Origin of the sequence: Methanimicrococcus blatticola, assembly GCF_004363215.1 — an archaeon.
GTDB lineage: Archaea > Halobacteriota > Methanosarcinia > Methanosarcinales > Methanosarcinaceae > Methanimicrococcus > Methanimicrococcus blatticola.
The window spans coordinates 304,046-319,031 of sequence record NZ_SNYS01000005.1; the positions used below are offsets into that span (position 1 = coordinate 304,046).

Annotated in this window: 15 protein-coding genes and 1 pseudogene; 5 read left to right on the forward strand and 11 right to left on the reverse strand. The window is 43.1% G+C overall.

Annotated elements, in window-relative coordinates:
- The first annotated feature begins 12 nt into the window (after positions 1-12).
- The 3 genes from C7391_RS01450 to C7391_RS01460 all read left to right on the forward strand — a co-directional run bounded on the left by C7391_RS01450 (position 13) and on the right by C7391_RS01460 (position 3,375).
- The gene (locus C7391_RS01450) at positions 13-1,053 is read left to right on the forward strand and encodes an inorganic phosphate transporter (RefSeq protein WP_133516757.1); all 1,041 of its coding nucleotides are present in this window, start codon (positions 13-15) and stop codon (positions 1,051-1,053) included.
- 179 nt (positions 1,054-1,232) lie between these two features.
- Positions 1,233-1,928, forward strand: a complete 696-nt coding sequence (locus C7391_RS01455) for a TIGR00153 family protein (protein WP_133516758.1) — start codon at positions 1,233-1,235, stop codon at positions 1,926-1,928.
- A gap of 73 nt (positions 1,929-2,001) precedes the next feature.
- A complete protein-coding gene (locus C7391_RS01460; protein ID WP_166627351.1) occupies positions 2,002-3,375 on the forward strand; it encodes a sodium-dependent transporter in 1,374 nt (457 codons plus the stop codon).
- A gap of 126 nt (positions 3,376-3,501) precedes the next feature.
- Here the strand turns inward: C7391_RS01460 and C7391_RS01465 are convergent, their stop codons facing one another.
- The 11 genes and pseudogenes from C7391_RS01465 to C7391_RS01515 form a co-directional block, all read right to left on the reverse strand.
- Positions 3,502-3,921: a hypothetical protein gene (locus tag C7391_RS01465; RefSeq protein WP_133516760.1), complete on the reverse strand. Its 420-nt coding sequence runs from the start codon at positions 3,919-3,921 to the stop codon at positions 3,502-3,504.
- A gap of 337 nt (positions 3,922-4,258) precedes the next feature.
- Positions 4,259-4,567 (reverse strand): 30S ribosomal protein S10, encoded by a 309-nt coding sequence (gene rpsJ / locus C7391_RS01470; RefSeq protein ID WP_133516761.1) that lies wholly within the window; start codon positions 4,565-4,567, stop codon positions 4,259-4,261.
- Between the two features lie 40 nt (positions 4,568-4,607).
- Positions 4,608-5,882 carry a translation elongation factor EF-1 subunit alpha gene (gene tuf / locus C7391_RS01475; protein ID WP_133516762.1) on the reverse strand — a complete coding sequence of 425 codons (1,275 nt, stop codon included), beginning with the start codon at positions 5,880-5,882 and terminating at the stop codon, positions 4,608-4,610.
- A 325-nt stretch (positions 5,883-6,207) separates the two neighbouring features.
- Positions 6,208-8,400, reverse strand: coding sequence for an elongation factor EF-2 (locus C7391_RS01480; protein ID WP_133516763.1), 2,193 nt, complete (start codon positions 8,398-8,400; stop codon positions 6,208-6,210).
- 87 nt (positions 8,401-8,487) lie between these two features.
- Positions 8,488-9,051 carry a 30S ribosomal protein S7 gene (locus C7391_RS01485; RefSeq protein WP_394343199.1) on the reverse strand — a complete coding sequence of 188 codons (564 nt, stop codon included), beginning with the start codon at positions 9,049-9,051 and terminating at the stop codon, positions 8,488-8,490.
- A 5-nt stretch (positions 9,052-9,056) separates the two neighbouring features.
- Positions 9,057-9,485 (reverse strand): 30S ribosomal protein S12, encoded by a 429-nt coding sequence (locus C7391_RS01490; protein WP_133516765.1) that lies wholly within the window; start codon positions 9,483-9,485, stop codon positions 9,057-9,059.
- Between the two features lie 50 nt (positions 9,486-9,535).
- A complete protein-coding gene (locus C7391_RS01495) occupies positions 9,536-9,964 on the reverse strand; it encodes a NusA-like transcription termination signal-binding factor (protein WP_133516766.1) in 429 nt (142 codons plus the stop codon).
- 27 nt (positions 9,965-9,991) lie between these two features.
- Positions 9,992-10,285 (reverse strand): 50S ribosomal protein L30e, encoded by a 294-nt coding sequence (locus tag C7391_RS01500; protein ID WP_133516767.1) that lies wholly within the window; start codon positions 10,283-10,285, stop codon positions 9,992-9,994.
- A 444-nt stretch (positions 10,286-10,729) separates the two neighbouring features.
- Positions 10,730-10,879: a 30S ribosomal protein S27ae gene (locus tag C7391_RS01505; RefSeq protein ID WP_133516768.1), complete on the reverse strand. Its 150-nt coding sequence runs from the start codon at positions 10,877-10,879 to the stop codon at positions 10,730-10,732.
- Positions 10,880-10,962: 83 nt separating this feature from the next.
- Positions 10,963-11,262 (reverse strand): annotated as a pseudogene (locus C7391_RS01510) (30S ribosomal protein S24e); the annotation flags it as partial.
- A gap of 99 nt (positions 11,263-11,361) precedes the next feature.
- A complete protein-coding gene (locus C7391_RS01515; protein WP_133516770.1) occupies positions 11,362-12,126 on the reverse strand; it encodes an N-acetyltransferase in 765 nt (254 codons plus the stop codon).
- A gap of 308 nt (positions 12,127-12,434) precedes the next feature.
- On the opposite strand from C7391_RS01515, the gene C7391_RS01520 reads away from it, so the two are divergent.
- Positions 12,435-13,658, forward strand: a complete 1,224-nt coding sequence (locus C7391_RS01520) for a COG1361 S-layer family protein (RefSeq protein WP_133516771.1) — start codon at positions 12,435-12,437, stop codon at positions 13,656-13,658.
- 104 nt (positions 13,659-13,762) lie between these two features.
- The gene (locus tag C7391_RS01525; RefSeq protein WP_133516772.1) at positions 13,763-14,977 is read left to right on the forward strand and encodes an ABC transporter permease; all 1,215 of its coding nucleotides are present in this window, start codon (positions 13,763-13,765) and stop codon (positions 14,975-14,977) included.
- The last annotated feature ends 9 nt before the right edge of the window (positions 14,978-14,986 follow it).

The window sequence follows — 14,986 nt, forward strand, 5'->3', positions numbered from 1 at the left end:
ACGGAGAAAACAATGGATATACTACTTGGTCTTGCGCTGATATTAGCAGGTTTTTACATGGCCTGGAATATCGGTGCCAATGACCTCGCAAACGCAATGGGAACCTCTGTCGGTTCAAAAGCGCTTACCATAAAACAGGTTATTATTCTGGCAGCGGTTTTTGAGCTCGCCGGTGCGCTTTTATTCGGGAGCAACGTGACAGGAACAATTGCCAAAGGCATCGTTCCGCTCGACAAAATTATCGAGATCAGCCCCCTGATTGTTACGGTCGGCATGCTGGCCGCAATTTTGGCAGCCTCTTTTTGGATAACATTGGCAACATTTTATAATTTGCCGGTTTCCACAACACACTCAATCGTCGGATCCGTATTGGGTTTCGGCATCATTTGTGTCCTTTACGGATACATCGCATATTCAGACATTCATTGGTCGGTTTTAATCAGCATTGTTGCAAGCTGGTTCCTCTCACCATTGGTCGGTGCCGTTTTGGCTTATATCATTTTCTACATTGTCAGGAAGAGATTCCTTGTTAAATCAGAAAATGTGCCGGGTGTCGAGAAAAAATTCATTTGGCTTCAAGTCGCAACGGCTTGTTTCATCGCATTCGCGCACGGATCAAATGACGTAGCCAACGCAATCGGACCGCTTTACGCCGTTTTTGAAATGTACGGTTATGGCGGATTAGGACCTTTAACATTAAGCCAGATTTTGCTTTTACTTGGAGCAATCGGCATTGTCATCGGTTTATCCACATGGGGTTACAAAGTCATTGATACCGTCGGCAACAAAATCACGGAATTGACACCGACACGAGGCTTTTCGGCACAGTTTGCCACCGCTTCTGTCGTTTTGGCGCACAGCTTTGTCGGTCTCCCGATTTCGACGACGCACACTCTTGTCGGCGCAGTTATCGGCGTCGGCCTTGCAGGCGGTCTTTCCGGTGTGAATTTTAAAGTGATTAAAAATATCGTCAGCTCCTGGTTCATTACAGTACCGGTCGCAGCAGTGACGTGTATGATTATTTTCTTCCCGTTGGCATGGTTCTTCCTTTAAAGAAGAACTTTTTATTTTGCCGAGGGAGAATAAATTTTTTATCGCTTTCGCTGGTTTTTTCATCAATATTTATATAATTATATGAAAATGATAATTATTGATGACAAATGTAAAAAAAAGAAAAAGATATTATAGCTAAATGAAAGATTGAAGAGTAAGGTTAAAAAAAGGTGAGGAAAATGCCGCACAGATACATGAGATCTATTTTAAATATATTTGTGGATTCCCCGATGGACGCATTGGAAGACCACTCTAAAAAAGTCGTTGAAACCGTCGACAGGCTTTCCGAAATGTTGGACCAATATCTGGAAGGGAATTGCAGCCGAACCGAAGAATTGCGCCAAATTATCGATGATTTAGAGCATGACGCTGACAAGATGAAACAGCAGTTTCAAATGATTTTGCCCAACTCTGTTGTGATTCAATTGGATACCAACGACCTTTTGGACTTTTTGAAATCACAGGACGGAATCGCCAATATTGCTCAAAACGCAGCGCATTGGATGACACTCCGCCCCCCCGAAGACATTCCGCAAGATGTGAAAGATGAACTCTGCAACTTGATGAAAATGTCAATGAAATGTATTCACGGTTACGAAAACGTTATGAAAGATCTTGAAAAAGTGGAAGCGACTTCATACAGCAAAACGGAAATTCAAAGATTGGTTGAAAAGATTCCGGCAATTGAAAAACAGGAATATGAAGTGGATATGTTTGAGATTAAAGTTCTCAAAACACTTTTTGAACATGAAAATGAAATCGGCGGTGCCGGTGTTTATCACATCGTCCGCCTCATTGACAATATCGGCGATATTGCAGACCAAACAGCGCATTCCGTTGACATTTTGAGAAAAATATTGATTAAAAAGACATAATCAGTGTTTTTCATTCCTTTTTTATTTTTATTGTTTTTTTACTTTTTTGATTGAACTTTTCCCGGGTGGTTGGTTGAGTGGAGATAAAGAACCTGAAAAACGTGAGAATTTTACATCGCAACTTGGATTTATTCTTGTAACAGTCAGCAGTGCTGTCGGTTTGGGAAACATCTGGCGGTTCAGCTACATTACCGGCGTTAACGGCGGCGGCGCATTTCTTTTAATTTATATGCTGTGCGTTTTGTTTGTTGCAATGCCGATTATGATTGCGGAATTTTCAATCGGCCGAAAAGGAAAGATGAGTCCGGTCGGCTCTTTTAAAAAATTGGCACCGGACAAACGATACTGGATTATTCCGGGAATTTTAAGTGTTCTCACGCCGCTTATTATTATGATTTACTACCCGGTTGTTTCGGGATGGGCGTTGGGTTATGTTTTTGAAAGCATTTTCAATTGGGGACCAATTACAAGCGACCCGAGTACTGCTTTTTCCGTATTTTCCGCCGCGCCGACATCAATATTATTCACGGCTGCCGCTTTGATAATGACTGCCGGCGTTTTGCTCGGCGGCGTGACGAAAGGAATTGAAAAATCCAGTAAAATCCTTATGCCGGTTTTGTTTTTATTATTATTGATTCTTGTTTTGCGTTCATTGACGCTTCCCGGCTCTTTTGAAGGCGTTAAGTTTCTGTTTGTCCCGGATTTTACCAAACTCACTCTGAGAGGCGTTTTAGACGCGCTTGGGCACTCATTTTATTCGCTCAGTTTGGGCATGGGAATTATCATAACGTATGCCAGCTACATGAAAAAAGAAACAGATTTGCCGAAAGCGACTGCCTCAATCATTACGTTGGACACGGCTGTCGCGCTTCTCTCAGGCTTAGCAATTTTTCCGGCAGTCTTTGCGCTCGGCATTAATCCCGCTGAAGGCGCAGGACTTGCATTTATAACGCTTCCGGGCGCATTTGCGCAGATTCCTGCGGGACAATTCTTCTCAATTACATTTTTCCTTCTGTTATTTATTGCCGCTTTAACGTCCATGATCAGCATAATGCAGATACCGCTTTCCTTTTTAGAAGAAGAATATAAAATGAAAAAGAAAACTGCGCTAATGCTGATTACAGCTTTTCTGATTATCGCAGGAGTTCCTGCGGCACTTTCGTTCGGACCGATGAGTGATGTTTTAATTTTCGGAAATACGTTCTTTGATGCGACAGATAAATTTGTCAATATTGTTCTTTTGCCGATAACCGGTTTGCTTTGCACATTATTTGTGATATTCCACCTGGGAATCAAAAATTCAAAACAAATCTTCATGGAAGGTGCCGAAAATCAAAATTCGATTCTCGGAAAAATCTATCCGTTTTCAATCAGATATATCGCGCCGATTGCAATTGTTTTAATAATGCTCAATGGGTTCGGCTTTTTTAATTTAATTTTCAATTGAACAAAAGAAAAAACATCCGGACTCAGAGACGGAAATGAAATAAAAATTGAAAAAATTAATTAAAAAGATAATTAAAAGAATTAATCAAAAAATTAATTAAAAAAATAAAAAGAAAAATAAAAAAGATTAAGCAGCTGCAAGCAGCGGCGTGCTATTACTTTTCTGCTTTTTCGGATTAATCTGATTTTTGTCAATGCTGATGTAAAGTGCGTGATCCAACACAAAAAGCATGGACAGGATAAATGCAATCGGTTCGGCAAACAGACAGCCGATCGTAACGCAGAGAATTGCCAACAAGAACAACACGAATGTAAAACCCGTTGATGAAGCGAATCGGAGATTCAGCAAACTGCCGCTTCCCAGAACTGATTTTTTTAAGTCGGATGACATTTTAACATGATACGCAAGCAAAACAACGCCGATCAGCGGCGTCAAATAAATAAAAATTTCAGGCACGGTACCCAAATACCAAAGAAGGGCATATGCCAAAATAATATAAAATCCGAGAAAAGCGTTGATGCCTTCCAAAACTTTAAACTTGGACATCAAAGTCTCTCGAAAGAGTTTTTTCATAACCATTCAATCACATCTACAAGTGTAATAAGTATAACAAATAATACGTTTTAATTAAATACAATAAAGATTCAACATCGGATACCCGATTGAATTTAACAAAGATAACATAAAACGACAACAATACGCGCCGAGTGCAGGTATTACACAGAAATATAAATATTATTTAAAATATATAATTTTGAGATATTACTTGCAGTTAAGTAAAGAAAAAACTAGTATAAAAAACATTTTTAATTTCGTATTTTATTAACAAGAAATGTTGAAAAAAGAATAAAAATAAAGAAAAGAATGAGAAAAGTAAAAAGAATTAATTTTCGAGAACAATCTCGATATTAATGTCTTTGGGTACTTGAATTCTCATCAATTGGCGAAGCGCACGTTCATCGGCAGCGAGGTCGATGAGTCTTTTGTGGACGCGCATTTCCCAGTGGTCCCATGTTGCAGTACCGTCACCGCTCGGGCTCTTTCTTGTCGGAACAACCAATTTCTTGGTCGGGAGCGGAACAGGGCCTGAAATACTGACACCGGTTCTTTCGGCAATTGCCTTGACTTGGTTACAAACACTGTCAAGGTCTGTCGGGCTGATTCCCGATAATCTGATTCTTGCTTTTTGCATGGCTTGACTCTCCTAAAAAAAAGGAAATTAGGAAGAAAGATTACTCTTTCTTCTTAACGCTGAGACAAACGCCTGCTGCAATGGTCATACCCATATCACGGACAGCGAATCTGCCGAGCTGCGGGATTTCTTTTGCGGGTTCAAGAACCATCGGCTTCATGGGTTTGAAGGTAACGATTGCTGCGTCACCTGCTTTAATGAAGGCGGGGTTTTCTTCCTTGGGCTGGCCGGTCTTCGGGTCGAGTTTTTTGTCGATGGACATAAACATACATGCGACCTGAGCGGTGTGGCTGTGGAAGACAGGGGTGTATCCGACAGTGATTGCGGACGGGTGCTGAAGAACGACAATCTGACCTGTGAATTCGTCAGCGACTGTGGGTGCTTTGTCACCTGCAGGACCGCAAACGTCTCCTCTTCTGACGTCATTTTTACCGATACCGCGGACGGACCAGCCGATGTTGTCACCGGGGACTGCTTGCGGGATTTCTTCGTGGTGCATTTCAATGGACTTAACTTCACCGGTTGCGCCGGAGGGCATGAAGCAGACTGCGTCGCCTTTCTTCATGATACCTGTTTCAACACGACCGACCGGAACAGTACCGATACCGGAGATGGTGTATGCATCTTCGACGGGGATTCTTAACGGAAGTGATGTGGGCTTCTCGGGTTCTTTCAAGTTGTTGAGTGCCTGAATGATGGACGGGCCTTTGTACCACGGGGTGTTCGGGCTGTTTTCTTTGATGTTGTCGCCTTCGAATGCGGAAGTCGGGATGAACGGAATCTCATCGGGTTTGAATCCGATCATTTTCAAGATTGCGGAAACCTGCTCGATAACTTCTTTGTATCTGGCTTCATCGTATTTGACTGCGTCCATTTTGTTGATGGCGACGATAAGCTGGTTGATACCGAGGGTCTTGGAAAGGAAGATGTGTTCCTTTGTCTGGGCCATAACACCGTCAGGTGCTGCGACGACGAGAACTGCTGCGTCTGCCTGGGAGGCACCGGTAATCATGTTCTTAACGAAGTCTCTGTGACCCGGGCAGTCCACGACTGTAAAGTAGTATTTTTCTGTATCGAATCTCTTGTGAGCGATGTCGATGGTAATACCTCTCTCTCTTTCTTCTTTGAGGGAGTCCATAACCCATGCGAATGCGAAGGATTCTTTACCTTTCAATTTTGCTTCTTCTTTGAATTTTTCGATGACGTGGGGCGGAACTGCTCCGGTCTCGAACATTAATCTACCGACGAATGTGGACTTACCGTGGTCAATGTGACCGATGACGGCTAAGTTCATGTGGGGTTTCTCTGCTGCCATATTTATTACTCCTAATTTGTTTAATATATGTGGATTATTTTAAAATCATCTTTGATGATCGTGAAAATCGGTGCCACCGAAAGTGATAATTGGTTAACGGGTGTGAAAAATACATAAAGATTTTCCGATTACTGAATAACATTTCAATATTAAACCGTTTCGCCAATTATCCCTGCGATGGGCATTGCGAAGTAGTCTCTAATAAACACACTTCTATATAAAAAGATATGGTCATCGACGGATGACGGCGACCTTCAGTTTATATAGTGTATTTATTTTTCAACTTCGCAATTTCATCGATTTTCTCATGTTGATATCATTAACGTTACATTTCCAAGAAGTCTGATGCCTTCGGAAGTTCTTTCTTCAAGCCCTTTCTCTCTCTGATTTTGGAAACGACTTCAGATGCGAGGTTGCTCGGAACGGTTTCAAAGCCGCCGAATTCAGTACTCCACATCGCGCGTCCTTCTGTTGCGGAACGGATGTCGCCTGCAAATCCGAAGAGTTCGGAAACCGGTGCGCGGGACTCGATGATTGTCAAGTCGCCTTCACTCTGCATATCAATAATGCTGCCGCGTCTTCCCTGAATTTCCTTTGTTGCGCCACCCATGTTGTTTTGGGGCACTTGAATGAAAACTTTCTGGTACGGTTCAAGCAATGAGTCCTCAGCCATAAGCATAGCCGCCTGGATTGCCTGACGGGATGCCGGAATGACCTGCGCGGGACCTCTGTGAATAGCGTCTTCGTGAAGTTTTGCGTCACGGAGGATGATCTTGACGTGAGAGACGGGTTCTCTTGCGAGCGGACCGGCTTTCATGACTTCTTCAAAACCGTCTAAAACCAATTCCATGGTTTCATTGAGGTACTGAATACCTTTGGTCATGTCAAGATAGATGTTGTTGCCGTAAATTGCAGCAATGCTTTTTGCCTCATCTTTGTCCATGCCGGCAGCCATTAATTTTTCTCTTCTTTCAAGTTCTTCCATTCTCATGGAAATTTCGCCTTCACGGATCAAAGCGACAATTGCGTCATCGAGCGGTTCAACATCAATGTAGAAGCGGTTGTGTCTGTTGGGGGATTTACCTTCAACGTTTTCAACTTTCTTTTTGATGGTTTCACGGTAAACGACAATTGGCGGGTTGGTAATGATTTCGACACCTTTGTCACGCTCAATTCTGTGCGCGATAACTTCAAGGTGGAGCTCACCCATACCGGCCATCAAGTGCTCACCGGTTTCTTCGTTCAAAGTGATCTGAAGTGTCGGGTCTTCTTTTGCGACCTGTCTGAGAACTTCAACCAATTTCGGAAGATCCTTTGTGTGCTTGGCTTCAACAGAAACGGTGATAACCGGTTCACTGACGTGTCTGATGCTTTCAAAAGGCGTCATGCCGTCAAGTGTTGTAATTGTGGAACCGACGATTGCTTCTTTCAAACCTGTAACGGCTGCAATGTTACCTGCCGGGATGTTTTCCACTTCAATTCTTTCCGGGCCCATGAAAATACTGACCTGCTGAATTCTGCTTTTCTTAGCGGAACCGGAGGTGTAAACTTCTAAACCGCGGGTGAGTGTACCGCTGAAAAGTCTGCCTGTTGCGACTTCACCGGCGTGTGGGTCCATTGAGATGTCAGTAACCATGAATGCGAGGTCGCCTTTCGGGTCTGCGCTGTTCATTGATTTGCTGATTGCGGAGTCTCTTTCGCCGTGCCAGATTGCTTTAACTCTTTCCTGCTGAGCATTGACCGGGTTGGGCAAGTGGCTGATAACCATGTCGTTTAAAGTTTCATGAAGCGGGCATTTTTGTGCCAATGTCTTCATGTCACCGTTTGTACAGAAATCATAAACATCATTGAAAGAAATTTGTGTTTTCTGCATCATCGGAACGCTGATGGCCCAGTTGTAGAGAGCGGAACCGAATGCGACACTGCCGTTTGCAGCGTCGACACGCCAGCCCTGTTTATATCTCTCAGGGTTCATGTTTTTGATGAGCTTGTTCACATGGTCAATGAGTTTGCCGAGACGGACCTGCATTTCCTGCGGGTCAACCTGAAGTTCATTGATCAAACGGTCGACTTTGTTGATGAACAAAACCGGACGGACATATTCTCTGAGAGCCTGTCTGAGAACGGTTTCTGTTTGGGGCATTGTCCCTTCAACCGCGTCAACGACGACGACAGCACCGTCAACAGCACGCATTGCACGTGTCACGTCACCACCGAAGTCAACGTGACCCGGTGTGTCGATAAGGTTGATGAGGTATTCTTTGCCGTCGTAGGAGTGAACCATTGAAACGTTAGATGCGTCAATGGTGATACCGCGTGCCTGTTCTTCTTCATCAGAGTCCATGAACATTTGTTTTCCGGCAAGTTCTGACGAAATCATTCCGGCACCACTGAGTAAGTTGTCGGAAAGTGTTGTTTTACCGTGGTCGATGTGAGCGACAATACCGATGTTACGAATCATTTCGGGGTTGCCCATAAGAGCGGTCACACGCTCAACCATTTGTTTTCTTTTTCCCATAATCCTGACCTTTGATTTGTATTATATTAATAGAAAATCGGCTTTTTCCATAAACCCTGAAAAAGCCTAAAAGGGGAAGCATAAAGCTTAACGGGCTGCCTTTGCAACACGCTCTTTGGCATCCTTTCTGCTGATAGAGAATGCTTTGGAGTCGGCGTTGGAAGCTGCGATGAGCTCGGTTGCGAGACAGTCGGCGACAGAGCGCTTGGATTTGAAAGCGGCCTGGTGCGTACCGATGCAGATGTAGCGAAGTGCTGAGTCAACACGTCTCTGAGGAGCGGTATCGACAGCTTTCGGAACGGAGATACCGCCGTACTTCAAACGGACGACTTCTTCTCTCGGGCCTGCGTTTGCGATTGCGTCAACCAAAACCTGAATCGGGTTTTTGCCGGTTTTCTTGTTGATTGTGTCAAATGCTTCATCAACAGTTCTCATGGCAACCTGCTTTTTGCCGGTGTTGGTTTCAGATCTCATAAGGTTGTTAACGAGACGTTCAACGATTGAGATTTCGGATTTGTTGAACTGCTGTCTGGCGTGCTTACCGCTTGAGTGGGGCACTGTAACTGCTTTCAAACAAACATATCTTTTAATTCCGGGATCGGTCACATCGACTTCAGAAAGATCCCATTTGCCGAACATTTTAGGTTCCATGTATCTCATCTCCTGGGTTTTTCCATTCTTCCGATAACCATTTGCTGGAGCGGAACGTTGTTCACTGCGATCACTTTGAAACGGACGCCGGGAATATCACCCATTGCACCACCCATGCGACCGCCGATTCTTTCAACCGTCACTTCGTCGTGTTCATCGATGAAGTTAATGGCGCCGTCACCGGGGCAGAATGCTGATACTTGTCTTCCGTTCTTGATGAGCTGAATACGGACACATTTACGGATAGCGGAGTTGGGCTGCTTAGCTTCAACACCAATCTTTTCGAGAACGATGCCGCGTCCCTGGGGAGATCCTCCCAACGGGTCAGCTTTCACGTTCAAACCGAGCATGCGTCTGTTGTATTCGTGGTCTTTCCATCTGGCCTTCAATCTTTGTTTCTTTAAGATTTGGCCTGCATAGTTTCCATTTGTCATAGTTTAATCTCCTGATTAATTATTGAATGATAAACCTTGATTGATGAGGATTATTTAAGAATCACGTCGTCGATATTGTGGTGTCTTTGTGCCAGCAATTTGACTTTTGCGATGTTTTTACCGTTCTTTCCGATTGCAAGTCCCTTATCTTTTGCGGCGACTTCAATTTCAGCCACTTTCTTGTCATTGACTTCTTTGAAAGTGACGTTTTTAATTGTAATCACGGAGCCGAAAATATTTTTGATAAAGGTTGCCGGATCGTCGGAATACTCCACGAGTTCGATGGGCTTATCAATTGCTTTTTTGGCGCGGTTGATGTTTTCCCCGCCCTTTCCGATCGCAAGACCCATTTCGCCTTGTTGGATGACATTGATAATTCGGTCACTTTCCACAATACAATCGAGAACTTTGGCACTTGTGATGTCTTCAAAGCGTGCGATGTATTGCATTTCTTCAAAAGTGATTTTGATGCCGCTCATGGAAAATCCTCTTAATAATCATAAAATTCAGGCATCGGCCAGTGACAAAATGTCAGATTCGCCGGCATCTAAAATTGCCATTGCCGCGATGATGAAGGGTTTACCGCAGACCGGTCCGAGTTCTCTGCTTGTTCCGTCGTAAACGTAGACGGGAACATTGGACGATTCAATTTGCTTTTTGGTGTCTTCCGGACAGTTCTTGGCCAAGATGATGATCTTAGCGTCGCCGGAAGCGGAAAGCTCAATCGCTTTTTTGGAGCCGATGACGACTTTACCGGTCTTCACGGCTTTGATCAATGCTTTATCGATATTGATATCCATTTTCTGTACCTCAAATCCTTGAGTGGCTTTACAAAATTGCGAAACGAAACGCCAGCTGTTAAAAGCAACAGACTGCCGTCTCTATAAAAAAGTCACTGACAGGGTCATAGACTTTACAAACCCGATAGGCTTGTTTCTCCCCGATTTTGCCAATCACGCACATTGCACATTATTTCCAAAGAAAAATTGTACAAGCAATGTACGCCTTCTGAAAAACGAATTCAGAAAACGGCGCAAAACCGGTTCACAATCTATAAAGAATACCGCAAAGATACCGTTTTTGTATATAAAGGTTTTTGAGGGAGGGGCTTTGAAAAGAAGAACGCTGAAAAGCAAAAGCGAATAAAAGAAAAGAATAAAACAAAAACTAAGAAACAAGAAAGAATAAAACAAAAAAAGGACCGAACAAACGGTCCGATTTTAAAAAATGATTGAAAATCAGAATTAGTTTTTAAATTCTGTATATCCGCATTTACCGCATGCGTTTCTGTTCTTGTGTTCGGACAAGAAAACGCCGGGGCCGCATTTCGGACAGAATTTGTTGACGCGAGTAACTTTGTCGCCTTCGACTTTATAATAATCTTTCACTGCCATGTCACTCACTCCACTGCTTCTTCTTCAGCCGGTTCTTCAGCTGCTTCTTCGCCGGTTTCTTCTTCGGCGGCTTCTTCAACAACTTCTTCCTCGACAACAGGTTCTTCAGGCATTGTATTTCTTTTAAGAACGTGTTCGGGTTCAACCTGCTTCATGCGGTCTTCGGAGTCGTAAAGCTTTGCATAGCCTTTAACGAGCTGGTGACCGTATTCAGATTCCATTTTCTGAACGATAAGCAAATCAACATTTGTATTCAAAAGAGCTGCGAGTTTCTTTCTGACATCTGCGCGTGACGGAGTCGGACCTTCATATTCAACGGTGAAATCCAGTTCCTTCCGATTTAATAATTTATTATCTAAGTCTTTAACGATTTTAATATCCATAATTATGCCTCCGATTTCCGATTCTAAGATCGGCTTCGGCTATAACGGGTCAAAAAGGTTGTTATCGGTTATAACCTTTTTGTCGCTTGAGCCATCGTTTCAAAAACCGTATTCGGAAAGAATATTTTCAAACTTTTTAACGGAAAGAATTTCATTCGTTACAAAATTATCGTTCAAAAATAAACTGTATGACGTGAACGGAGTCGGAGCTGACTGCGCCTCTTCTCGCGACTGAAAGCGAACGGATTTGAAAGGAACATTCTTTTCCCGAGCAACCTCTTCAATTAACGGAACATATTTCGCCGTAAACGGACACTGATGAGAATAATAGAGAACAAAACCGTCATCGGAATTCGTTTTTTTGAGACTTTCTTTGAGGCTGTCTTTAAAGCCGGGTTTTTCCGAGTCCTTTTCAAACGGCAGATAAAATAATTTGAAAAAAGGGTCGACTGAATCAATCTCTTCAAATCCTTTATGCACCAGATATTTCGGGTCGGAAAGAAAAGCTCTTTTTTTATCGGAAGAAAGAATGACAAGCCCTTTCTTATTTTTCGCCTTGCTGTCGCGAATACATTCATCCAAAAGCAAACTTGAATTACCTTGTCCCTTATACTGGCCGGAAACCCAAAAACAGTTGATATACATGTACCCGTCCGCTTCAACCGGCGCCCAAGCATTTTCAGCCGGTATGTATTCAATAAAACATTTGCCGCGAACATCGCCTTTCTTAAAGACAAGCCCGTCGTCAAACCGCTCCGCCAACCATGTTTTTTTAGCAGAAACCTGGCAGTCGTTGTCATTTGAAATCGCACAGCAGATGTGTTCGCTTCCGATATTCTTTTTTGTTACGGTAATAATTTCCATTTGGAATCCTCTTGATAACTAATACGAAAAAGAAGTTGAAAAGTTTTGTTTATTTGAGCGGATTAATAAAAAGGATTGAAAAAATGAATAAAAAAGAACAGAGCATAAAATCAATCCGGAATTCAAACAAAAAATGTTCAAATCGGACCCGTTTTGGCCGAATATGAGGAATATACCCTTTTTTCTGTATATTGTTACGTCCTTTCTTTTAATACTTTTTTTGATTTTTGGAACATACACTCATGAAACAATATGAGTTAAAGACGAAATAAATGGAAATAATCTAAAAATCAATCTATGGTGAACAAATGACAAAAAATAAAACAATTTCTGCTGTCGGAATTTTTTTGGCGGCGATGCTTTTAATCTCCTCCTTTCCGATCAGTGCGGCTGCGACGCCGTTTTTAGAACTGACGCTGATTGACCAGACACCGTATCCGGCTCAGCCCGGACAACAAGTCCGATTTTGGATTCAAGCCGAAAATATGGGCGGCGGATCTCTCAATAACGTAACGATTCAAGTTGTTCCGAATGCGCCGTTTTCAGCAGCATCCGGGGAAGCATCAAAAACATTCAATGCAATTTATTCAGGCTCAAAAGTGTATCATGAATACGTTATGTATGTAGACAAAGACGCACCGAGCGGCAATAGAGACTTAACTGTTCGGTACAAGACAAACAACAGCAGCGTCTGGTATGAAACGAAATTCAAAGTAAATATCGGCGGCATTGTCGATACAGATAGCCGCGGAACATTAATTATTGAAAATATCACCAGCAATCCCGAAGTATTTATGCCGGGAGACGAAGGCGTTATTTGGGTAATATTGAAAAACAACGCAAGCGAACAAACCGTGTCTCTTTCCAACAAGAGCTATGCTGCAAACGCCCGTATTCAATCCGCCTCACTTTATTCAAAAGACGGAATCACAGTTAAAAGCGATACCGTAAGCGACTTAGGAATTATCATGCCGGGAGACAATATTTCAATTCCGTTCCGCATCAGCGTCCCTGAAGACACAAAAGCCGGCACCTATTTCCTGACATTAAACGTCACCGGAAGCTCTTACGAATATAACATCAGAAGAAATATTGAAATCAAAGTTGATTCCGACGGCGTTAAAACGATTCAATCCAAAGAGGCAAAAGATAACGGAACAGATACAGTGATTGAAATTGATGTCGTGAATTATCATCAGGGAACCGTCAGAGGTGTCTCAATCATTCCTGCCGCAAACAATACGGAATTTTATCCGAAAGAATATTTCATCGGAGAAATGAAACCGGATGACTTGTACACAGCAAAATTCATCGTCAAACAGAAAAAATCCGCGGACAATAACATCACATTCACATCCGCCTATTATAACGGCGACAACGCCCACGATGATGATACGTCTTTGTATATGACCGTCGCAAAAACATCCTCCGGAATTTCCCTGACAACAATGATAATTATCGCAATCCTCGTTTTAATCGCCGGCGGCGCGGTAGCATACTACTTTTATGACAAAAAGAAGAAAAGTGCCTGATTTGAGCCGGATTTAAAATCAAAGGCTGTCAGCTGTATAGTAATAAAAGAACAGCGGCAGCTTCGGAATTTTAAAAGAAAACCGGAAAGCAGCGAGGATGAAAAATGATAACAATCGAACACAGTATTAAGATGGCTGCTGCCAGCTTAAAAAGTTCCAAAATGCGCACAGGATTAACAGCGTTTGGGATAATCATCGGCATTTCTGCCGTTATCGCAACACTGACAATCGGAAGCAGCTTTACCGGATACTTTACAGACCAGGTTGAGTCGGAAGGTTCCAACAGCATTATGATTGTTGCCGCTCGGGAAAATTTGTTTTATGACAAACAAGTTGAAATCGTGAAGAATACGGCCGGCGTCGACGGCGTATCTGCCGAAATAACGCATACGGGAACGGTGAGGTTTGCAAACGAGGAAAAGGATGTGACCATTGCCGGTTTGGATGAGGATTACGCAACCATTATGGCAACGCCGATTTATGACGGCACATTTTTAACAGACAAAGATTCGTACGTTGCAATCGTCGGCAAAAAAATCGCGCAGGAGAAATTCGAAAATGAAATCAGCGTCAGAAGTACGATTCAGATCACATTGTTCAACAGTGAAACAAAAGAATATGTGACGGAAACATTTCGCGTCAAAGGAATTATCGGATCGGATACGACCAGTTTACTCTTTGAAGATACGGACAACACGATGATAGTCATTCCTTCCGAAACGATGAAAAAAATGACGGGAGAAGATAATTACCAAATCATATATGCCAAAGCAGATTCGCCCGAGACGATTAATGAAACAGCCAAAGAAATCGAAAAGCGGCTTGCAAGAAACTTGGGCGTTTCCGAGCGCGATTTAGATGACGACTTAAAATTACCGTTCAGCACAGTCAATCAGGCGGAATTGCTTGAGACGATAAAAGAATTAACCGATGCGCTTCAGCTGTTTCTCGTTGCGATCGGAGGAATTTCACTCGTTGTCGGCGCTGTCGGCATTATGAACATTATGATTGTGACGGTGACGGAACGGACTAAAGAAATCGGGACGCTCAAAGCACTCGGCTACGCGCCAAAAGATATTTTGTCGCTGTTTATTATTGAATCCGTTATCATCAGCCTGGCCGGCGGTTTGGCCGGAACGGTTGTCGGCTTAAGTGTTGCATTGATTGGGACAAATTTGCTCGGGATGTCATCAAGCATTCCGGTGTATGTCATTTTTATCGGCATCGGTCTGTCCGTCTTTGTTGGTGTGGCTGCCGGCGCTCAGCCGTCTTACCGCGCTGCCAAAATGAATCCGATTGACGCGTTGAGAGATATTTGAAAAGGAGGG